The following is a 20,259-nucleotide window of genomic DNA, read 5'->3' as shown; positions in this document are numbered from 1 at the left end:
GCCGGCCAGAGACGGCGTGGCGGGCCGGTCAGGCGGTGAACAACTCGGCGATCGGGCGACCAGCGTGTTGACGAATGCGTCCGGTAGGCCGCGATGCCGCCACCCCAAAGGTCCACACATGACGGAACAGCTCCAGCCCGGCCGGGTGCCGTTGCCTTCTCCTCACAGCAGCACCACACAGCCGGGTGCTTCGTCAGGACTTTGACGCGGCCGGTCGCACGTCCGCACATGGGCATGACCGCGCGGATCGCGGCAGAAGTGCGCATCCCGATCAAGCAGTGAGATCGTTTGCTCTGGCGTTGTTGGTCGAGATTGGACGGCCTGCGAGGACGCGGCAGCCATGCTGCGGTGCGTTGCGGCAGCGGTTGGCCGCCGTGGCGGTTGATCGATACTGTGCCTCGGTGGCCCGTGCACAGCTCACCGCCGAGTTGGTGGTTGACGGTCGTGTTCCGCGGGCATTGGCGCTGTCGCCGGACGGCAAGTGGGTCGCCTACGTGGTCGCCTCGGTCGGGCGGGCTGGTCTTCACCCGGTCAGCGAACTCTGGGTCGCCGCCGCCGACGGGACCGGGGCGCCGCGGCGGTTGACCTCGGGTGAGGCGCACGATCTGGCGCCGCGGTGGGCTGCGGATTCGCTGTTGATTTACTTTCTCTCCGACCGGGCCGAGCGTGGCACGGCGCAACTGCACCGGGTGGGGCTCGTCGACGGTGTCGTGCAGGCGGTCACGTCCTGGGCCGGTGGGGTGTCCGGTCACCTCCCGCTGGCCGACCCGGACCTTGTCGTGGTGATCGCAGCCGATGAACCGTCCGCTGAGGACGAACGTCGGGACAGGGAGCGCGACGACGCTCGGGTGTGGGGTGAACGCGTACGCCCGGATCGGCTGCGGCTGCTCGACGTACGGAGCCGGGAGGTTCGGACGCTGGATACGTTCGGCGATCGCCATGTCGTCGAGGTGGCCCAGCGGGCCGACGATGGAATGCTGGCGGTACTGACCTGGTCGACCCCCGACGTGGACCCGGGCCTGGTGGAGCCCGGTCTGCACCTGTTCGACCCGGACAGCGGCGTGACGCGGGACCTCGGCCCGGCCGCGGCGGACGCGTCGTCGCTCGTCTGGTGGCCCGCCGACGACGGCTGGCACCTGGCATATGTCGCGACGACCCCGCCCGCTCTGGTGGGCGGACACGCGGTTCTCGATGTCGCCGTGCCGGTGAACGGGCCGGTGGGCGAGCACCGAAGCCTGACCGCCGGCACGACCGTCTGCCCGAGCAACCTGGTTCAGGTCGACACCGGTCCGCCTCTGGCGCTGGTCGCCGACGGGCTCGAAACCGCGATCCACCGGCTCGATCCAGCCGGGCCCACCCTCGTCGAGCTGTCCCGGGTCGACGGCCTCGCGGCGTCGTTGACCACAAACCGGCACGGTGACGCCGTCGCGGCGGTCGTCAGCACGTCCTACGAGCCCGGAAACGTCTACGCCGGCCCCACGAGCGGGCCGCTGACGAGGCTGACCGACCTCAGGCCCGAACTCCGCGACATCCCCTGGGGTGTCCAGGAACGCCTGTCATACGAGGCATCCGACGGGCTGGCCCTCGACGGCCTGCTGATCCTGCCCGCCGGCCGGTCCCACAAGGACGGGCCCTTTCCACTGGTGACACTGGTCCACGGCGGCCCGTACGACCGGCACGCCGACCGGCTCATGCTCGGCTGGGACCCGTCCGGCCAGTGGCTGGCGACCGCCGGCTACGCCGTGTTTCTGCCGAACCCGCGCGGCGGCAAAGGGCACGGCCACGACTTCGCGGTGCGCGTCGCCGGTGCGGTCGGCCTCGACGAGTGGACCGACATCTGCGCCGGCATCGACCTGCTCATCGCCGACGGCGTCGCCGACCCCGACCGGCTGGGCATCGGCGGCTGGAGCCACGGCGGTTTCCTGGCCGCCTGGGCAGTCGGGCAGACCAACCGGTTCAAGGCCGCCGTGATGGGAGCCGGAATCAGCGACTGGGGAATGCTCGCCGCAACCGGAGAACAGGGGCCGTTCGAGGCCGCCCTCGGCGGTAGCAGCGGCTGGGAAGGAACGGGTCCACACCGCCACGACCGGCTCAGCCCGATCTCGTACGCCTCCAAGGTCCGCACCCCGGTGCTGATCCTGCACGGCGAGAACGACACGAACGTTCCGGTATCACAGGCGGAGTTCTTCCACCGCGCGCTACGCAGGTTCGGCGTCGAGCACGAGTACGTCGTCTATCCCCGAGAGAACCACTCGATCCGCGAACGCAACCACCAGCTCGACGTGCTCCGCCGCACCCGCGCATGGTTCGATCGGTGGCTCAGATGACCCAACGTCCGACCGCCGCGACCGCTACGGCCGACCGCTGCAGGCCAGACCACCTATTCCAGAAACAGGGCGGCAAGCCGGCAAGCGTTGACGCAGGTTGCTGATCGTCGTCCAAGTTCCGCAGCTGCCACGCATTCATCGCGGCATGATCGAGTGCACTCAACTCGGCAGAACCGGTCGTCTCAGACGCACGGTCAGCGGCAGATCCGCGTACCTGATCTTGGACGGCTCGCTGGCGCGTGTGGGCCGCAGCGCACCTGGCAGCGGAAGCTACGCGCCGCGGAGCGGGCGTACGCCGAGGTCCAGCACCATGCCACCCGCAGGTTGAGCGTGGACCGGCGCAACTACCGTGCGCTGTACCGGCACATGGGTGCGGATCTGCGGTACCGGCTCGTGGAGTTGCCCGACGGGAGCCGATGCGGCGGGATGGTCACGTTGGGGAGCCGGTCGACGCCGCGTTGCCCGCATTTCGGGCGATGATCGCGGGCCGCTTCCTCGGCGATGTCGAGGTCACCGAAGCGCCTGGTCAGGGCGGTGACCACCCGGGCACACTCCTCGTGGTGGGGCCCGGGTGACCGCCTCGCGGACGCGAAGATCCTGACCGGTGGTGGCGGGCGTCGAACGGATCGGGCGCGAGGGCAACCTCGTCGGTGGGGTAGCCGCCGAAGCACCGGATGCGGGCGGTCAGGCCGAGCGGCGGTGCGCAACCTCGGCGGCCGACAGGCTCGACTCCGACGTGCTGCCGAAGAGGCGTCCCGGAAAGTTCTTCAAGGAAATCCGGGAGGCGGTGTCGGATCGGGGCGGTGGTGCTCGTAGGAGGGATGAGGCCGCCGACAAGGGGCGGCGCCAAGGCAAAGGAACCGCGATCATGAAGCTGACGACCATGACCCAGGTCACCCTCGATGGAGTGATGCAGGGAAACGGCGCCGCGTCGGATGACCGCAGGAACGGATTCGAGCGCGGCGGATGGGCCCGGGGGAAGGGTGACGACGAGACCAGGAGGTTCATCACGCAGACTTACCAGCGCGCCGAGGCGTTCCTGTTCGGCCGGCGCACCTACGAGTTGTTCGCCGGCTCCTGGGGATCAATCGACCAGATGCGCGCACATCCCATCGGCGTGGCCTTGAACGAGGCCCCCAAGTACGTTGCCTCGACCACGCTCACCGCGCCGCGTTGGGAGGACACGACCGTTCTCCGCGGTGACCTCGCGGCGGCCATCAGCGAGCTGAAGGCCAAGCCCGGGGGTGAGCTGCAGGTGCACGGCAGTGGCGCCCTGGCCCGGTGGCTGCTGGAGAACGATCTGGTCGACGAGATGATTCTGATCGTGATCCCGGTGATCCTCGGCCAGGGCGCGAGACTGTTCCCGGAGACCGGTCCGGATCTTGCGCTCGACCTGATCGAGTCGCGGGTCGACTCGAAGGGCGTGACGATCCAGGTCTACCGGCCGGCCGGGCGCCCGCGGTATGCAACGGCCTGAAGTCCCTGCCCACCGAACCACGCTTTCTTGACACCACAGGAGATGATCTTCAGATGCAGTACCTGGTTTCCGTGATCGATGACAAGAGCAATCCCGGCAGCACGGACAGGCAGCCTGCCATCAGCGCGTTCAACGAACGGCTGATCGCCGATGGCTACTGGGTTTTCGCGGGCGGACTCGCGGACACCGACGCGGCCACGGTCATCGACAATCGGGGCGAGCAGGCGGTGCTCAGCGACGGGCCTTTCGTGGAGTCGAAGGAGTACCTCGCCGGCGTCTGGGTGTGGGAGGCCCCCGATCTGGATGTGGCGCTCAAGCTCGCCACCGAGGCGTCGAAGGTCTGCGATCGGAAGATCGAGGTGCGGCCGTTCCAGTGAGCGACGTCGAGGAAGCGATCACCCGGGCCCACCACGAGGAGTGGGCGCGGGTGCTCGCCGCCCTGACCAGGCGTTTCGGTGACCTCGACATCGCCGAGGAAGCGGCCGCCGAGGCGTTCGCGACCGCCGTCGAGCGGTGGCCGGCCGACGGCGTACCCCCCAACCCCGGCGCCTGGCTGACCACCACCGCCGTTCGCAAGGCCATCGACCGGATCCGGCGCGAGAACAAGCGCGACGACAAGCACAAGGAGGCTCAGATGGTGTACGACAGCGACCCGCCCGAGCCTCTCGGCGCCATCGACGACGACCGGCTCCGGCTGATCTTCACCTGCTGTCACCCGGCGCTGGCGATGGAAGCCCGCCTGGCGCTGACGCTGCGCATGGTCGGCGGCCTGACCGTGCCCGAGATCGCCCGCGCCTTCCTGGTGCAGGAGACCGCCATGGGGCAGCGGATCACTCGCGCGAAGGCCAAGATCAAAGCGGCTCGCATCCCCTATCGGATGCCGTCCGCGCAGGATCTCCCGGCCCGCGTCACCGGCGTACTCGCCGTCCTCTTTCTCGTCTTCAACGAGGGCTACCTGGCCACTGGCCCCGACACCGATGCCGTACGTCACGACCTGACCGCCGAGGCGATCCGGCTCACTCGCCTGATCCGTGCCCTCCTGCCGGACGACGGTGAGGTGGCCGGGCTGCTGGCGCTGATGCTGCTCATCGAGGCCCGCCGCACCGCCCGGGTCTCGGCCAGCGGCGAACTGGTCGCCCTCGACGAGCAGGACCGTGGGGCCTGGGACGCGACGCTGATCACCGAGGGCCACCGACTGGTGCGCGAACGCCTCGCCGTTGCCGCCGCCGGGGTGGCCCCGGGTCGCTACCAGATCCTCGCGGCGATCAACGCCGTCCACACCTCCGCCCGCGACGTACGCGACACCGACTGGTCACAGGTCCTCGCCCTCTACGACCAGCTCGTCCGCCTCGACCCGTCACCGGTCATCGCCCTCAACCGGGCCATCGCGGTCGCCGAGCTCGACGGCCCGGAGGTGGCACTGGCGGCCGTCAACCGGCTTGAGCACAGGTTGGCCGGCTATCACGCCTACCATGCCACCCGCGCCGACCTGCTGCGCCGGCTGGGCCAGAGTCAGCAGTCGCGTGCGGCGTACGACAAAGCCATCGAGCTGGCGGGCAACACCGCCGAGACCGCCTACCTGACCCGCCGACGCGACCAACTGCGGTAGCTCCCACGGATCCCGATCGAAACCCCGCGCGCAACGGCCGCCGACGCCGCAACGCGCAGACGACGCCCCGGCAATGGCAATCAGATCGGCCTAATACCCGCATGAGGTCGTTCAACTTCTCACGGGCGGCACCGTACTGTCATCGGCATGTCCGTGCGCTGACGGCGCCGACTTGCCGCAACTGTGTAGTGCGCGGATCGCGGCAGAAGCGTGCACGTGACCTTGCCGTACGGCGTCACAAGACGTAGGTCAGATGCCCGAGTAGGGCGCCGTGGCACGGCGCGGGTCAAGGCTTGGATGCGAAACGTCGCTGCAACCAACGTCCCGACTACACGATCTTGTCCAGAACAGCACGGGCAATCCGCGTTGCGACCGGCAATGGGACGGCGCCGTCCGGTGCGGCATTCCTGGCTGCGCGAACGAGCTGCCGGAGTTCGGCACCGAGTTCTTCGGCTCGTGACATGCTCAGACCGATGCCCAACCACCGCAGCCATTGCACGACGTTGCTGAGCTCGTACTGCTCGCGCCACGGTGTCGCAGGGTCTTCGCCGGAGAGGATCGTAATAGCGGTCGACAGGCGGGCGTGTGCCGAGTCGTGACCGTCGAGGACCAGACCCAACGCGGTCGGCGCCGACAGTCCGTCCGCCGCGCTGGTGCGGACGTCGAACAACGCCGGACCGTTGGACGGCGACAATGATGTCAGATGGGAACCGATGTCGATGCCGACGTCGATGCGTGATGCGCGACCGGGGTCGTCGACCCGGACGACGAGGCGTTGGGTGTCGCCTCCTCGGAATAGTCGCATGCTCCACCAACTGTGGCGGTTGATGTCGCCGAGCCAGAGTGTCTGGTTCTCCAGTCGGAGTTCCCCGTCGAACACGACCTCGCCCACGAGCGGCATGGTGTCCCTCCAGAAGGACACCCGGGTAAGGGTGTCCCGCCCGGTGGCCTGGACGACAACATGTTGGTCGTCCGATCCGACAGGACCGTCCCATTCGGCTTCCGGCAACGCCATCGAGCCGATGAGCACCGTGCCGTAGCCCGCGTAGAACTCGACCGCACTCACCAGCATCTGAACACCCCCGGATCCGCACCACACCTGATCCTCAGCAGGTTCGCACACCCGGTCGAGCGCAGATCGACGCGACGTCGATGCGGCGGGAGCACTCTCGCAGCACATGACTGCCGATTCGGATGTCGCTGCCTCATCTCGCCTACGAGCGCGCACCGAGCCGTCGTCGGTGACCGGGGCGGCGCGTACGGAGCGTTACGGCGGCCCAGCAGTCAACGCGCCCGGTCGGCGGCAGATGGGGATGCCGTTACAGGACTCTGAGCCGCTCGCCTATACGTTGTCCCGTGCGGCAATCTCGTCAGCGGACATCCGGCTGATCGTCCTGCCGGCTTCGGTCTCCACCAGCGTCAGCGCACCGATCCAACTCGGATCATCCGGGTACTCCCAACTGGCCGGGTCTGCCAGCAGCACCGGCAGCTGGTCCCTTGGCACAGGATCGCCGTGCGCCAAGCCCTCCCGACCGTCATCGGCAACCCGCCGCACGTAGCGGCGCATCTCCATCCAGCCGTTGTCCACCAACGTCAGCAGGACGGAGGCCAGCTCGGACAACGACGGCTCCGGCTGGGCGGGGTCCAAGTCACCGAACACACCGGGCAGGAGGTCCATCTCGAACGAGTTGATGAAGAAAGCCCGCTCGATATGCGTCAGGCGCTTCCACTCACGAAGGCTCACGAACCGATCATCACATGCCGCACGGAACACAGGTGACGAGCCAGGCGGCCACCCGCGCTGTCAGCGGCAGAAGCGGATGCTCGCTAGAAAAGCGGGATCGTGGCCGGGATATCGAGCGTGACGAGGTGGCCTTCGCCGATTGCGTGCATCAGACCGTTGTCCACGCTGGCCGACTTGGCCGCCCACGCCGAGGACAGCGTCCGCACCTTCACCCGCCGCTTCCGCGAAGAAGTCGACACCAGCCCCGGCCAGTGGCTCGTCCGCGCCAGCGCGTCGACCTGGCCCGGCACCTGCTGGAGACCACGACTGGCCCGTCGACGTCGTCGCCCACCGCGCCGGATTCGGCACCGGCGTCTCCCTGCGCCAGCACCTCCACACCGCTATCGGCGTCACACCCCAGGCATACCGCCGGACCTTCCGCCCCACCCACAGCCGGGCAATGGCCGGCATTGAGCAGATCGAACCCGACGGAACCTCGCCGACGCCGTGGGGGACCGCGCCGACTGGTCCGAGCACGGCCAGAGGGTAGGGGTGGCCCTACCACGATGATCAAAGGTCGCCATGTGGTCCGGAAACGCGGCGTCGACCAGGCTGATCACCATGAGAAACAGGGGTACGGCCGAGGCCAGCGGGCCGGTCGTCGAGGTGGTTGACGTGGCGAAGAGCTATCCGGGCGGTGCCGGGGTACGGGCCCTCGACGGGGTTTCGGTGGCGTTCGCGGCCGGTACGCTCTGCGCGGTGATGGGCCCGTCCGGTTCCGGGAAGTCGACCTTGTTGCACTGCGCGGCGGGGTTGGACCTGCCGGACACCGGCCGGGTGCTGCTCGCCGGCCAGGAGATCGGCGGGCTGCGTGAGCCGAAGCTCACCGAGGCACGGCGTCGGCGGGTCGGGTTCGTGTTCCAGTCGTACAACCTGATGGACTCGCTGTCGGTGTGGCACAACATCCTGCTGCCGCAGCGGCTGGCCGGGGTGCGGCCGGACCAAGCCTGGGCGCGGGAGGTCGTGCAGCGGGTGGGTCTCGCCGGCCGGGAGCATGACCGGCCGGGCCAGCTCTCCGGCGGGCAGCGGCAGCGGGTCGCGCTGGCTCGGGCGCTCGCCGGCCGTCCCGAGGTGATCTTCGCGGACGAGCCGACCGGGGCACTGGACCTGTCCACCGGTCGGGAGGTGCTCGGGCTGCTGCGGGAGGCGGTGGACTCCTTCCGTACTACGGTGGTCATGGTCACGCACGACCCGGCGGCTGCCGCGTGGGCCGACCGGGTGGTGTTTCTTGCTGACGGCCGGATCGTCGACGAACTGGTCGACCCGACGGCGGAGAAGGTCGCTGCGCTGATGATGGCGGTGAGCGCCCGATGATGCGCCTCGCCCTCGCCACGCTGCGCCAGCAACGCGGCGCCTACCTCGGCACGTTCCTGGCCGCCTTCCTCGCGGTCGCGCTGCTGGCCGGTGGCGGCCTGCTGCTGTTCTCGGTGCTGACGGCGAAGCCACCGGCCGACCGGTTCGCCGCCGCGACCGTAGTGATTTCCGGCGACCGCGAGGTCACCCTGGAGACGGTCACAAAGAAGAAGGACAAGGTCAAGACCAAGGTCAAGAGCGAGCGGCTCACCGGCGCGGGCATGTTGCCGGCCGACCTCGCCAGCCGGGTCGCGGGACTGACCGGTGTCACGGCCGCGATTCCGGATGCCGCGTTTCCGCTCCAGTTGAGCACGATGACCGGGCAACCGATCCGGGGCCGCGACGACGCGCCCGTGATCGGGCACGGCTGGCAGTCCGCGCGGCTCACCCCGTACACGTTGCGGGCCGGCGCCGCGCCGTCACCTGGCGAGGTCGTGCTCGACGCGGACCTGGCCTCGCGGGCCGGTGTCACGGCCGGCGATAGCGTGCAGGTCACCTCGAAGGCCGGGGTCCGGACGATGCGGGTTGCCGGGATCGCCGTGCCCGCGAGCGGGGACGGGCTGCCCGCGCAGGGTGCGCTGTTCGTGGCGGACCGCGAGGTGCAGACGATCTCCGAACTCGCCGGACCGACCGCGGTCGGCATCCTCACCGCGCCCGGCGCGGACCGGACTGCGCTGCTGGCCGCCGTACGAGCCGAGGCCGCCGACGCGGCGGTGCTCACCGGCGCGGACCGGGTACGGGCCGATCTGCCCGGCGCACTGCCCGACTACATCGGCCCGATCTCGATCTTCGGGTTCGTCATCGGCATCACCGCCTTCGCCGCGGTGTTCGTGCTGACCGGCACGGTCTCCCTCGGGGTACGGCAGCGGCTGCGGGAGCTGGCGCTGCTGCGAACGGCCGGGGCCACCCCCGGCCAGTTGCGCCGGCTACTCGGCTTGGAGAGCATGCTCATCGCCGGCCTCGCGGCGGTGCCGGCGTGCGCCCTCGGTGTGCTGGTCGCCCACCTGGTCGCCGCCCGATTCCGGACGATCGACGCGATCCCGCAACAGTTCACCGTCCGGATCAACGTGCTGGTGCTGCTCTGCGCCGCGCTGGCCGGCCTGCTTGTCACGTTCCTCGCCGCGCGGATCGCGGCCCGTCGGGCGGTACGGATCGCCCCGACCCAGGCGCTCGCCGAGACCGCGACGGCTCCCGGTGGCGGCGTACTGGTCCGGGCGTTGCTCGCCGTGGTGCCAGCGGGCGGGGCCATCGCCGTGCTGACCTTCGTCCCGCTGGGCGGACCGCTCGGCATGGGCATGAGCTTCGTCTCGTCCGCGTTGCTGCTGTGCGCGGTGGCCGCGCTCGGGCCGGTGCTGCTCCGGCTGCTGATCGTGCCGCTGTCGCGCCTCGCCGGGACCACCGGTGTCACCGGCTGGCTGGCCGGCGCGATCACCCGGGCCGAGGGCCGGCGGGTCGCGGCGGTAGCCGTACCGTTGGTCCTGATGTTCGCGATCAACGCCACCATGCTGCTCAACAGCGCCCTGCTCGGCGCGCTCACCGCCGACGAGCAGGCCGCCCGCACCGCCGCGGCGACCGCCCAGGTGACCGGGGTGGGCGGCGTCCCGCTCGGTACCGTCGACCGGCTCGTCGCGTTGCCCGGCGTCACCGGCGCCGCGGCGACGCTGCCCACCCGGGCCATCGTCGCCCAAGGCGGGAAGCCGGAGGACTACGTGGCGCAGGGGCTGCTCACCGTCGGCTCCGAGCAGGTCCTGGATCTGGCGGTGCGGGACGGCGCCATCGGCGGGGACGGCACCTTCGCGGCCAGCAGCTTCCTCACCGAACAGGAGGGCTGGCAGCTCGGCGACGAGGTGCCGATCTGGTTGGCCGATGGCTACCAGACCCCACTGCGGCTCTCGGCGGTGTACGAGCGGTCCCGCGGCTTCGGAGACATGGTGCTGCCGGCCCAACTCGTCGCCGCACACGACCCCCGTGGCCTGGTCAGCGCGATCGCGCTGCGATATCAGGGCGACGTGCCGGCACAGATCCACGCCGACTGGCCGGCGCTGCGGGTGACCCCGGCGATCGAGGCGGCCCGGGCCGGCGACGCACAGAACCAGCAGGGTGCCTGGGAGCTGATGGTGGTCATCTCGCTCGGCTTCACCGCCATCGCGGTGGTCAACACCTTCGCGATCGCCACGGCGGCACGTCGACGCGAGTACGCCGACCTGAGGCTGGCAGGCGCGACCACCGGTCAGGTCCGCCGGCTGGCCAGCCGTGAGGCCGCCATCACCGTCGCGGTCGGGCTGATACTCGGTATGGCGGTCACCGCCATCGTGGTCGGCGCGTTCAGCACCGCGCAGGACGGCACCTTCCGGCTGATCGTCGACCCGGGTACCTACCTGGGCATGCTCGGCGGGGTGGCCGCCCTGGGCCTGCTCGCCGGTGCGCTGCCGACCCGGTTGGTGCTGGGCCGGCGGAGCCTGCCGCTTGTCGCCGAAGGGCGCTGACGATGTCAGACCGGGCCCGTGCCGCCGCGACGACCATCCGGGTGATGGTGGGAGCGGGGGCGCGGGCCCTGGCGTACCTGGTCAGCAGCATGGTCGCCGGCGTCGTCGGGCTGGCCTGGAGCCTCGCCGTGACCCTGGGTGTCGCCATCATCGGCATCACCCAGCTCGGCGGGCCGGCCTTCCTCGGCGCGGCGTGGATCACCCGCCGGCTCGCGACGGTCGAACGCCGCCGGGCCGGCTGGCTGCTCGGGCAGGAGATCGGATCACCGTACGTCCGGATCGACGCCGGCACGATCCGCCAGCGCGCCGCTGCGATCGGTGCCCAGCCCGCGACCTGGCGGGACCTGGCCTGGCTCGTGATGCTGTTCCCACTCGGGCTGGTCGGTGGCATCGTCGCGATCGTCATCACCACTGTCGACCTGAGCGCCATCATCGCGCCCGTCTGGGCCTGGGCCGTGCCCAACCCGCACGCGCCGTTCCCGATGAAGTGGTTGATGACCACCACGCCCGGTCGTTTCGTCCTTACCCTGGTCGGGCTCCTGCTGCTCCCGGTGGTCGCCTGGCTGCTGCGCACCATGGCACGGGCGCAAGCGTTGGTCGCCCGTGTGTTGCTGGCACCCGGTACGTACCGCCGCCTGGTCGAGCAGGCCACCCGCCTCGCCGCGACCCGCACCCGGGTGGTGGACGCCCAGGCGGCGGAGTTGCGCCGGATCGAGCGGGACCTGCACGACGGGGCGCAGGCCCGCATCGTCGCCGCCGGTATGACCCTGGCGCTGGCCGCCCGCAAGCTCCGCAGCGGTGGGGCGGCGGTCCCCGATGTCGACCTCGCCCGCCGGCAACTCGACGAGGCGCTCGCCGAGCTGCGCCGGCTGGTACGGGGCATCCACCCGCCGATCCTCACCGACCGTGGCCTGCACGCCGCCCTGGCCGCCCTGGCCGCAGACAGCCCACTCGCGGTCGAACTCAGCGGCGACCAGTCCGACCGATATCCCGCGGCAGTCGAGTCGGCGGCGTACTTCGTCGTGGCCGAAGGGCTTGCCAACGCGGGCAAACACGCAGACGCCTCCACCTGCACCATCGACCTGGTCCGCACGGCCACCGTCATCTCCATCACCCTCACCGACGACGGCCGGGGCGGCGCCGACCCAACCGGTTCCGGGCTCGACGGGCTACGCCGCCGGGTCGAAGCGCTCGACGGCCTGCTCACCCTCACCAGTCCGGCCGGCGGGCCGACCATCCTGCACGCGGAGTTCCCATGCGCATCGTGATCGCCGAAGACCTCCTACTCCTACGCGAGGGCATGGTACGGCTCCTCACCGACACCGGGCACACCGTCGTCGCGGCCGTGGACAACGGCCCCGACCTGCTGGACGCCGTCACCGAGCACCGCCCTGATCTGTCCATCGTCGACGTCCGGCTGCCGCCGGGATTCCGGGACGAAGGACTCCGGGCGGCGCTGCAACTGCGGGCCGCCGACCCGGACACCCGAGTGCTGATCGTCTCCCAGTACGTCGAGCGGGCCTACGCCGCAGAGCTGCTCGCCGACGGCCGAGGCGGCGTCGGCTATCTGTTGAAGGACCGGGTCACCGCGCTCGACGACTTCCTCGACGCGATCGAACGGGTCGCCAGCGGCGGCACCGCGATGGACCCCGAAGTAGTGCGGCAACTCTTCGCCCGCAACAGCCGAAACCACGGCATCAGCGGACTCACGCCCCGGGAACGCGAAGTCCTGGACCTGATGGCACAGGGACTGTCCAACTCCGCCCTCTGCGCCGCACTCGTGCTGGCACCGGTGTCGGTGGAAAAGCACATCACCAACATCCTCGCCAAACTCGACCTCCCACCGGCCGACGATTCCCACCGCCGTGTCCGGGCCGTCCTGGCGTACCTCAACCGGTGACAGCACGGGTGCCAGCAGGAGGTCCCAGCCGGAGTTGTTCATCCGCTGCTCACGTCGAACTATCGCGGGTCTCGCGGGCCAGCCAGAAGACGTAGACCATCAGCAGCGCCGCGAGCACCACGACGGGGAGGCGGAAGTCGAATACGGGCTCATCACAGATGAGGGTGTAGTTGAGGTCTGAAGCCGCCGGTCTCGAGCAGGGATCGGGCGATGTAGTTGGTGAGATTGCGGAAGCCGAGGGCGGAGCCACGCAGGTGCTCGAGCCTGCCGTTGATGGCCTCCGTCGGTCCGTTGGACGTTCCAGGTCGGTCGAAGTAGGCCAGCACGTCGGCCGCGCGCTTCTTCAGCGTTCGACCGAGTGTGATGACCTCGGTGAGGGGCTTCGGCACACCGTGACTGATCGAGTCGATGAGCTTGACCATCAGCTCGCGGCCACGACCCCGGTCCTGCTCGCGGTAGGCCTCGATCATCCGCTGGTAGATCCCCCAGGTGGCCTCGACCTCGACATGGGCATCGTCGTCGAACAGGGCGGCGAGCCGGTCGGTCTGCTTGTCGGTGAGCAGGTCGGCGTCGGTGTGCAGGGTCCGGCGGGCGGAGTAGAGCGGGTCATTCTTCATCCCGCGGTGGCCGTGGATGGCCTGCTGGACCCGGCGGCGACACCGGTCGAGGGCGTCGCCGGCCAAGCGGACCACGTGGAAGGGATCCATCACCGCAACCGCGTCGGGGAGTTCCTCGGCGGTGGCGGTCTTGAAGCCGGTGAACCCGTCCATCGCCACCACCTCCACCCCGTCGCGCCACGTCTGGTCACGGTCGGCGAGCCAGGACTTGAACGCCTGCTTTGAGCGGCCCTCGACCATGTCCAGCAGCCGAGCGGGTCCGGTGCCGTCACGGATGCCGGTCAGGTCGATGATCACGGTGACGTACTTGTCGCCGCGGCGGGTGTGGCGCCACACGTGCTCGTCGACCCCAATCGCGGCCACGCCGTCGAACCGGGTGGCGTCGTTGATCAGCACCCGCTTGCCTTCGGCCAGGACAGCGTCGTTGGCGGTGTTCCACGCGACCCCGAGTCCCTCGGCGACCCTCGCGACGGTCAGGTGCTGACACACGATCGCCTCGAGTGCCCACCGCAGCCCGCGACGCGACAGCATCGCTCGCGGCTCAGCCGCGAGGCTGGTGTCCTGGCGCCACACGTGACCGCAAGCGGTACACCGGTAGCGGCGCACGATCACCACGAGCATCGTCGGCCGCCAGCCCAGCGGCTCGTGGGCCAGCTCCCGGGTCACGATGTCGCGCGGTACGCCTTCGCAACCACAGCGACGGCACCACGGGTCCGGCTCGACGACCCGGCATGCCAGCACCGCACGGTCGGGCCTGAGTCGTTGGCCGGTGACGGCCAAGCCGAGCTCGTCGAGCCGGCAGAACTTGGTCAGGTCAGGGCAGGCAAAGGTAGCGTCAGACAAGTCGAGGTGTACCAATCTGGAAGACCACGACTTCCGTCCCGGGGCAGCGATGCACAAACGCAGCCGGACGCCCGATCTCCTGTCACCGTCGCAGCGGTCTTCTTCGCGTACCCACTCAGATCGGTCAACGGCGCACCCGATAGCGCAGGTGAAGCACCCGGTTGCCCTGAACAACTACGTCTGGGCCTTCCAGCAGGTGCTGCGCGTCGACGGAGCCGAAGTAACGCTTACCGGACCCGAGCACGACGGGTGCGACGTCCATGCGTACCTCGTCGACCCAACCTGCCGCGAGCGCCTGGCCGCCGACGTCGCCAGCAGCGAACTCGACAGTGCGGTCACCCGCAAGCTCCCGCGCCTTGGCCACGGCCGCCTCGATGCCGTCGACAAAGTGGAACGGCGCCTGGAGGTCCCAGCCCTCGGGCGCACCACGGTGACTCACCACGACCACATGGTCGATCCCACTCGGAGGCGTCCCATCCCAGCCGTCGGTGATGTCGAAGGCGTGACGGCCGGCAACGGTCACCCCGACCTCGTCCCAGTACGGCCGGACGTGGTCGAACGAAGCCTGCGACACCTTCAGAACGCCACTGTCGTCCAACGGCACGTCACCGCTGACCAGCCACTCGAAGATCGGACCGGGATCGTCGTTCTCAGCCGCGATGAAACCATCCACCGAAACCGACGCGTTCATGACCACTTTCCCCATGGATTCCTCCTCTGTTCGGAGTCCCAAGTCTTGTGCGGCGTGAGCTGTCGCTCTTGTACGGAATCAATCGGCCGGGAGCGGCCAGCCGTCCAGGACGTGGTCGGGATGATCGCGCAGGAATCGCCGCCGGACTTCGGCGTACCGGGTCGGCGTGAGCCCGGTGAACTCCCGGAACTCGCGCACGAAGTGGGCCTGGTCGAAGTAGCCCGCGCCAGCGGCAACGTCTCCCCAGTCGATCGGTGCAGCGACGTCGAGCGCCAACACGGTGGAGCTGAAGCGGTAGCTGCGAGCCAGCCGTTTTGGCGTGACACCGACTACGGCCTTGAACCGCTTCGCCAAATACGTGCTGCTGGCGCGGGCCGCCACACCGATGTCGCTGATCGGCACTGTCCCGCCTGCCGCCGCGACGGCGCTGCTCATTTGGCGGACCAGGTCAAGACCGTCGATCACCCGCAGCCGTCGCACCAGTTCCTCCTCGAGCAACATCAGCATTTCGTGCGGTGCGTCCGCCAAGGTCAGTCGGTGTCGCAATTCAGCGATAGCGGGCTGGCCCCAGATCTGCTCCACCGTCGCAGGTCGGTCGGACAACTCGAACGCGGGCATCGGAAGGAACGGTGCCAGGCCCCACGGCCTGAAGTGGACGCCCACGGACCGGGTCGGGGTTGGGTAGCTGAACTCCCACGCACGCGTGGGCGTGGCGACCGCGCAGCCGTCGGCGTACTCCACGGCGTCTACGTCGGTGCCTGCGCGGATGAGAAACGGCGCCCCGAGGTTGACGATGAGCAATGGCGCGGGCGCCGCCGGCAGCATCAACCGGGAGTACGGCGGAGCGCCCTCCAGGTAGTAGAGGTCGTCGATCAGCCCGTCCAGCGGCGGACCGGGCACCCTGGACACATACTCCACGCCGACATTATCGCCGACGGCCCATCCGGCATCACGCGCCGCCGCCAGCATCGAGCCGGCGCCGATCCCTGACGGGCGCCCCGGCGCATTCCGGTCCCCAACTACACCCCAGGTTGTGAAGAGCCCGAATACGACGTGCACGTCTCGCGCCAGATCCAGCGGGGCCGACCATCGAGCCGGCGGCGGCCCGTCTTATGCCCATCGACCTTGAGAACCTCCTGGGTGCTCGGACCTCGGTACCCCGGTCACCACGCTGGGCGTGCAGGGGCTCTCGTCGGCGCTGTGGGTAGGCGCCCCATGGCTGGAGCCAGGTCATCGGCACCATGGCGTCGCGCGAGGTGCTGCGCGGCCTACTCGCGCCCTGAGCAGACCCCTGATGCAGATTCGCCATTGGCGAACGACGCCACTGGCCTTGATCGAACGGACGGTCATCGGCAAAGCAGAACGTCCGCGCCAGCGCGGCTCGGCTACGGACGGTGATGGGCGCACCGGCTGCCCACGCGCTCGATCCGCGGCAGAAGCGTGCATGGTCTGACCATGGCAGTCTTTCGCCTTTCCGTCAGCTGATCTCGATGAACTATGCTTCGGGTAGCGTCGCGTGCCGGTGGCAGACGGTGTCAGGCATGGAGGCGCCCGACCGAGGGAGACCGACGATGTTGACGTCGCATCCTTCGTCTTCGCGTGACTGAGCGCGAGACGACCAGGCTCATCGCCTGGAGCCGTGAGCTTCGCCAGGTGCACGCGCGCCTGCGCGAGGCGCTCGACCTCACCCGCAGTGCGGTTGCCGAAGGCCGGTCCGGCGAGGCGGCCACTCGTGACCTGCTGCTGTACTGCCACGGGTTCTGCGCTGCCCTTGACGGGCACCATCGGGGCGAGGACCACACCCTGTTCCCGGCGATCAAGGCGGTCCACCCGGAGCTGGAGCCCGTGCTCCGCTACCTCACCCAGGACCACTCGATGATCGCGCACCTGCTCGCAGGCCTGCAGGCCGCGGCCGATCGGGCCGCACCGGTCGCCGAGTTGGATCGTCACCTCGAGGGCGTCGCAGCCATTATGGAGAGCCATTTCCGGTACGAGGAGCGTCAACTGCTCACTGTGCTCGAGACGCTCTCGCTGGATGCGCCACCCGAGGAGGTCCTGGGACCGCTGTGAGCAACCCGGGCCCGCGAACCGGCGGGCCCGGCCGCTCCATCCTCAGCTGCCGAACTCGGTCCACGTCCCCCGATTGCCGGGACGAGGACAGCACGATGGCGTCCGGACAGGGTTCACCGCATCGACAACGCGCTCTTTGACCTGTTGGGACCGTTTACGTCTGGCAGGGTCCGCTACGACGCGTGACCCTGTCCGCCGAGTCGCGCGCACGGTCGGCGGCACGTCCACGCGCTGACGACGCCGACATGCCGCAACTGCATAGCGCGGATCGCGGCAGATCAGGATGTCGGCGGTGGTCGGCGGTGACGACAAGGCCCAAAGTCGGGTCGGCACATGTACGGCTGGGATGATCGTGGCCATGTGGTTGGAGTCGCGGTGACGGCTACGTCGGATCGTGGAGTGGTGTCGGTACACGGTTCGTTGGCGGTCTATCCCGGTACGTTCGATCCGCTCACCCCGGGGCACCGCGACCTGGTGGCCCGTGCCCGGGTGATGTTCGACCAGATCATCGTGTTGCTGGCGGTGAACGCCGACAAGCGACCAACCGCCGAGGCCACGACCAGGGCCGTACGCGTGCGCGACGCCATGCCGACAGCCTGGGGCAATGTCGAGGTGGACACCTGGACCGGCCTGACCACCGCCTACTGCCTGCGCCGCGGCGCCACGGTCATCGTCCGCGGCCTACGTACGGCCGCGGACCTTCGCCACGAGTACCAGCTCGCTGCGATGAACGAGCAACTCGGCATTCAGACCGTCTGGTTGCCGTCCCGTCCGCAGCTGGCCGCCACTTCGTCCACGGTCGCACGCGCATACCGCTCGGCACAGTCGGCCCGTCCGTCTTTGAACGCTGAAGAGTGACCCCCAGGGGTACCGGAACGGTGGCAACGCCTCGAGGTGGGATGCACTCTTCTCGGCACGACCGCGCGTCGAGCGCCACCGCGAATTCGTGACGCAACGTGACGCCCGGTCAGCGGCAGATCCGGACGATCCCTCGGAGCGCGTTTGAGAAGCGTATGAGGTGATGCTCCGACGGTGGGCGCGACTCCTCCGGCGGGGAGAGGCTGCCCTTCCCACGGGCGGTCTTCTGACCTGATTCGGCGATACACTCGATCATGCCGTTCGATCTGCAGCCCGTGCTCCGTGGAGATCTCGTTGGCGTCAGGCCCTTACGTTCGGCGGACTTTGATGAGCTCTATCAGGTTGATCGTGACCCTCTCATCTGGGATCAGCATCCCGCCAGGGATCGGTACCGGTACGAGGTCTTCACGCGGTTCTTCGCGGGGTCCCTGGCGTCCAGCGCTCTGGCGGTCACGTCGGCTGCGGGCGACATCATCGGGTCGTCCCGATTCCACGGTTACGATCAGCGACGCAGCGAAGTTGAGATCGGGTGGACGTTCCTCGCCAGGTCGTACTGGGGCGGCCAGGCGAACGGGCAGCTCAAGGCCCTCATGCTGGGACACGCGTTCCGCTTCGTCGAGCGGGTCGTGTTTCTTGTCGGCCCAGACAATCGCCGTTCTCAGCGAGCACTTGAGGAAGTCGGTGCGGTTCGCGTAGGAAGCCGGCCTGACGCGGCAGGCCACGACAGCATCCTGTTTGAGATGCGGCGCCCAGCGGGCTCTACGACGTCCGGGTGAGTGGTGGGACGCGCTGATGAAGTTGAAGACGCGGGGCCCGGGCGCGGCCTGCTATATGGCTTGGAACTGCCCCTCGGTTGGCCCACGATGGGCGGGTGTCTGATCCCGAGGGCGCGGCGGATGCCGTCGCGACTGACCGCTTGATCCTGCGGAAGCCGAGCCGAACGGACCTACCGGAGCTGTTCGCGCTGTACGCCGACCCACGAGTGTGGGGGCCCGACCCTTTGACTCGCCACGACGCGATCGAACAGACCGACAAGATGGTCGACAACTGGTGTGCGGCGTGGCGTCGTGATGGCCTGGGAATGTGGACCGCTTACAGCGCGGACAACATCTTCGTCGGCATAGGGGGCTGCTTCGTCCGCTACGGCGTCGCGTGGAATCTCGGCTTCCGCCTTCTTCCCCAGTTCTGGGGACAGGGCTACGCGCAAGAGATCAGCACGGCAGCGACTACCGCAGCGCGAAATCTGCGCCCCGACCTGCCGATGACCGCTTACGTGCTGGAGAGCAACGAACGGTCTCGGCGGGCTGTCGAGCGTACCGGGCTCAAGCTGGCCTGGCGCGGCGCGGACGCGGGAAACCCCGACGCCTCGGCCGTCCGGCTGCTCTACAGCGATCGGCAACTGCCCAAGGAAGCCGTGAATGCGCTGACCGAGCGCTGAACGCGTTGGGCAAAGCTTTCCCGCGCTCACTCCGAGCCATACACGGCAATCGGGAAGCGCACTGTCATCGGCCAGATCCGGTCGTCTCGGACGCGCTGTCAGCGGCAGATCCGACATCCGATCGAAGGCCGCCCGCGTGATTCCGGCTTCTTGGGCACTGAACACCATGGGCTGCGGTCGGCCGAGTCACGTCCGCCGAGCGGCCCGTTTCCCTCCAACGGGCTGTGCATCAGGGCGTATGCGATCTCCACTCGCACACCTAAGCAGTGGGAAGCCGACACGCCTGGGCATCTGACGCTTTCCCAACCGGTCTTGGTGTTGACCCCTCCGATCGCCACCACGCCACCGCTGCTGACACTCGAGCAACCAGCAACCAGCAACCAGCAACCAGCAACCGGCGACCAGCGACCACCGCCCGAGACAGCGGACGCGACTGCTTACCGTGCGTGACGCGCGGTTTGCGGCATAGCGGACGGCCGGCGCGGTCGCCACCTACTGTTCGACGGGTCCGGCCTCATAGGATCCCCGCTGTGACTTCTGCGTTCGGAAACCTCTCTCCGCGGCAGCGGGCACTGGTGGACCAGTGGCTTCCGGGCGCGACCGTCGAGCGGGACCACAGCTGGGGCTTGGTGGAAACCACTGTCCTCGAGATGACCCACGCCGGGTCACGATTCATCGTTAAAGCTGGCGGCGACGACGACCATCACATCGAGCGGGAGCTCCACGCCCATCTCAACTGGTCACGTCCGTGGACCAGCAGGGGCCGCGCGCCGGCCCTGGTGCATGCCAGCGCGGACGCCAAGCTCC

Annotated in this window: 19 protein-coding genes; 13 read left to right on the top strand and 6 right to left on the bottom strand. The window is 69.1% G+C overall.

Annotation, left to right across the window (positions count from 1 at the left end):
* Nucleotides 1-401: 401 nt before the first annotated feature.
* From NCC78_RS02775 to NCC78_RS02760, 4 genes are all read left to right on the top strand, one after another.
* Nucleotides 402-2,327 carry a S9 family peptidase gene (locus tag NCC78_RS02775; RefSeq protein ID WP_250791539.1) on the top strand — a complete coding sequence of 642 codons (1,926 nt, stop codon included), beginning with the start codon at nucleotides 402-404 and terminating at the stop codon, nucleotides 2,325-2,327.
* A 607-nt stretch (nucleotides 2,328-2,934) separates the two neighbouring features.
* A complete protein-coding gene (locus NCC78_RS02770) occupies nucleotides 2,935-3,804 on the top strand; it encodes a dihydrofolate reductase family protein (RefSeq protein ID WP_250791537.1) in 870 nt (289 codons plus the stop codon).
* Nucleotides 3,805-3,857: 53 nt separating this feature from the next.
* Nucleotides 3,858-4,181 (top strand): YciI family protein, encoded by a 324-nt coding sequence (locus NCC78_RS02765; RefSeq protein WP_250791536.1) that lies wholly within the window; start codon nucleotides 3,858-3,860, stop codon nucleotides 4,179-4,181.
* Nucleotides 4,178-5,413 carry an RNA polymerase sigma factor gene (locus NCC78_RS02760; RefSeq protein ID WP_250791534.1) on the top strand — a complete coding sequence of 412 codons (1,236 nt, stop codon included), beginning with the start codon at nucleotides 4,178-4,180 and terminating at the stop codon, nucleotides 5,411-5,413. The genes NCC78_RS02765 and NCC78_RS02760 overlap by 4 nt, the downstream gene beginning before the upstream one ends.
* Before the next feature lie 328 nt (nucleotides 5,414-5,741).
* Here NCC78_RS02760 and NCC78_RS02755 read toward each other — a convergent pair whose 3' ends face one another.
* The 3 genes from NCC78_RS02755 to NCC78_RS32160 form a co-directional block, all read right to left on the bottom strand.
* Nucleotides 5,742-6,485, bottom strand: coding sequence for a hypothetical protein (locus NCC78_RS02755; RefSeq protein WP_250791533.1), 744 nt, complete (start codon nucleotides 6,483-6,485; stop codon nucleotides 5,742-5,744).
* 270 nt (nucleotides 6,486-6,755) lie between these two features.
* The gene (locus tag NCC78_RS02750) at nucleotides 6,756-7,157 is read right to left on the bottom strand and encodes a hypothetical protein (RefSeq protein WP_250791531.1); all 402 of its coding nucleotides are present in this window, start codon (nucleotides 7,155-7,157) and stop codon (nucleotides 6,756-6,758) included.
* 83 nt (nucleotides 7,158-7,240) lie between these two features.
* Nucleotides 7,241-7,447 (bottom strand): hypothetical protein, encoded by a 207-nt coding sequence (locus NCC78_RS32160; protein WP_308220856.1) that lies wholly within the window; start codon nucleotides 7,445-7,447, stop codon nucleotides 7,241-7,243.
* 310 nt (nucleotides 7,448-7,757) lie between these two features.
* Here NCC78_RS32160 and NCC78_RS02740 point away from each other — a divergent pair, with 310 nt between their 5' ends.
* Genes NCC78_RS02740 through NCC78_RS02725 form a run of 4 tightly spaced genes read left to right on the top strand, consistent with a single transcriptional unit; the run spans nucleotide 7,758 to nucleotide 12,935 of the window.
* Nucleotides 7,758-8,510, top strand: a complete 753-nt coding sequence (locus tag NCC78_RS02740) for an ABC transporter ATP-binding protein (RefSeq protein ID WP_250791530.1) — start codon at nucleotides 7,758-7,760, stop codon at nucleotides 8,508-8,510.
* Nucleotides 8,507-11,035: an ABC transporter permease gene (locus NCC78_RS02735; protein WP_250791528.1), complete on the top strand. Its 2,529-nt coding sequence runs from the start codon at nucleotides 8,507-8,509 to the stop codon at nucleotides 11,033-11,035. Before NCC78_RS02740 ends, NCC78_RS02735 begins: the two co-directional genes overlap by 4 nt.
* Nucleotides 11,036-11,037: 2 nt before the next feature.
* Nucleotides 11,038-12,303, top strand: coding sequence for a sensor histidine kinase (locus NCC78_RS02730; protein ID WP_250791527.1), 1,266 nt, complete (start codon nucleotides 11,038-11,040; stop codon nucleotides 12,301-12,303).
* Entirely contained in the window at nucleotides 12,291-12,935 is a 645-nt protein-coding gene (locus NCC78_RS02725; protein WP_250791525.1) for a response regulator transcription factor, read from the top strand. The genes NCC78_RS02730 and NCC78_RS02725 overlap by 13 nt, the downstream gene beginning before the upstream one ends.
* Nucleotides 12,936-13,087: 152 nt before the next feature.
* Here the strand turns inward: NCC78_RS02725 and NCC78_RS02720 are convergent, their stop codons facing one another.
* The 3 genes from NCC78_RS02720 to NCC78_RS02710 form a co-directional block, all read right to left on the bottom strand.
* Nucleotides 13,088-14,395 (bottom strand): ISL3 family transposase, encoded by a 1,308-nt coding sequence (locus NCC78_RS02720; RefSeq protein WP_250791523.1) that lies wholly within the window; start codon nucleotides 14,393-14,395, stop codon nucleotides 13,088-13,090.
* A gap of 124 nt (nucleotides 14,396-14,519) precedes the next feature.
* Nucleotides 14,520-15,101 carry a dihydrofolate reductase family protein gene (locus NCC78_RS02715; RefSeq protein WP_250791521.1) on the bottom strand — a complete coding sequence of 194 codons (582 nt, stop codon included), beginning with the start codon at nucleotides 15,099-15,101 and terminating at the stop codon, nucleotides 14,520-14,522.
* A gap of 63 nt (nucleotides 15,102-15,164) precedes the next feature.
* The gene (locus NCC78_RS02710) at nucleotides 15,165-16,055 is read right to left on the bottom strand and encodes a helix-turn-helix domain-containing protein (protein WP_250791520.1); all 891 of its coding nucleotides are present in this window, start codon (nucleotides 16,053-16,055) and stop codon (nucleotides 15,165-15,167) included.
* Nucleotides 16,056-16,685: 630 nt separating this feature from the next.
* Here NCC78_RS02710 and NCC78_RS02705 point away from each other — a divergent pair.
* The 5 genes from NCC78_RS02705 to NCC78_RS02685 form a co-directional block, all read left to right on the top strand.
* On the top strand, nucleotides 16,686-17,156 hold the full coding sequence (locus tag NCC78_RS02705; protein WP_250791518.1) for a hemerythrin domain-containing protein: 471 nt from the start codon (nucleotides 16,686-16,688) through the stop codon (nucleotides 17,154-17,156).
* A 333-nt stretch (nucleotides 17,157-17,489) separates the two neighbouring features.
* Nucleotides 17,490-18,014: a pantetheine-phosphate adenylyltransferase gene (gene coaD, locus NCC78_RS02700; RefSeq protein WP_250791516.1), complete on the top strand. Its 525-nt coding sequence runs from the start codon at nucleotides 17,490-17,492 to the stop codon at nucleotides 18,012-18,014.
* A 254-nt stretch (nucleotides 18,015-18,268) separates the two neighbouring features.
* Nucleotides 18,269-18,790, top strand: a complete 522-nt coding sequence (locus NCC78_RS02695) for a GNAT family N-acetyltransferase (RefSeq protein ID WP_250791515.1) — start codon at nucleotides 18,269-18,271, stop codon at nucleotides 18,788-18,790.
* Between the two features lie 95 nt (nucleotides 18,791-18,885).
* Nucleotides 18,886-19,452 (top strand): GNAT family N-acetyltransferase, encoded by a 567-nt coding sequence (locus NCC78_RS02690; protein WP_250791513.1) that lies wholly within the window; start codon nucleotides 18,886-18,888, stop codon nucleotides 19,450-19,452.
* Nucleotides 19,453-19,982: 530 nt separating this feature from the next.
* The coding region (locus tag NCC78_RS02685; RefSeq protein WP_250791511.1) for a hypothetical protein at nucleotides 19,983-20,259 on the top strand (277 nt) is incomplete at its 3' end.

Source organism: Micromonospora phytophila (assembly GCF_023656545.1).
GTDB classification, from domain to species: Bacteria; Actinomycetota; Actinomycetes; order Mycobacteriales; family Micromonosporaceae; genus Micromonospora; species Micromonospora phytophila.
The sequence above is the reverse complement of the archived record's forward strand: the minus strand, read 5'-3'. Positions and strand labels throughout refer to the sequence as shown.

Bases quoted from the DNA above. Each gene is read 5' to 3' on its own strand.
- NCC78_RS02765 (WP_250791536.1), top strand. From the start codon at position 3,858: ATGCAGTACCTGGTTTCCGTGATCGATGACAAGAGCAATCCCGGCAGC.
- NCC78_RS02755 (WP_250791533.1), bottom strand. From the start codon at position 6,485: ATGCTGGTGAGTGCGGTCGAGTTCTACGCGGGCTACGGCACGGTGCTC.
- NCC78_RS02740 (WP_250791530.1), top strand. From the start codon at position 7,758: ATGAGAAACAGGGGTACGGCCGAGGCCAGCGGGCCGGTCGTCGAGGTG.
- NCC78_RS02735 (WP_250791528.1), top strand. From the start codon at position 8,507: ATGATGCGCCTCGCCCTCGCCACGCTGCGCCAGCAACGCGGCGCCTAC.
- NCC78_RS02730 (WP_250791527.1), top strand. From the start codon at position 11,038: ATGTCAGACCGGGCCCGTGCCGCCGCGACGACCATCCGGGTGATGGTG.
- NCC78_RS02725 (WP_250791525.1), top strand. From the start codon at position 12,291: ATGCGCATCGTGATCGCCGAAGACCTCCTACTCCTACGCGAGGGCATG.
- NCC78_RS02715 (WP_250791521.1), bottom strand. From the start codon at position 15,101: ATGGGGAAAGTGGTCATGAACGCGTCGGTTTCGGTGGATGGTTTCATC.
- NCC78_RS02710 (WP_250791520.1), bottom strand. From the start codon at position 16,055: ATGCTGGCGGCGGCGCGTGATGCCGGATGGGCCGTCGGCGATAATGTC.
- coaD (WP_250791516.1), top strand. From the start codon at position 17,490: ATGTACGGCTGGGATGATCGTGGCCATGTGGTTGGAGTCGCGGTGACG.
- NCC78_RS02695 (WP_250791515.1), top strand. From the start codon at position 18,269: ATGCCGTTCGATCTGCAGCCCGTGCTCCGTGGAGATCTCGTTGGCGTC.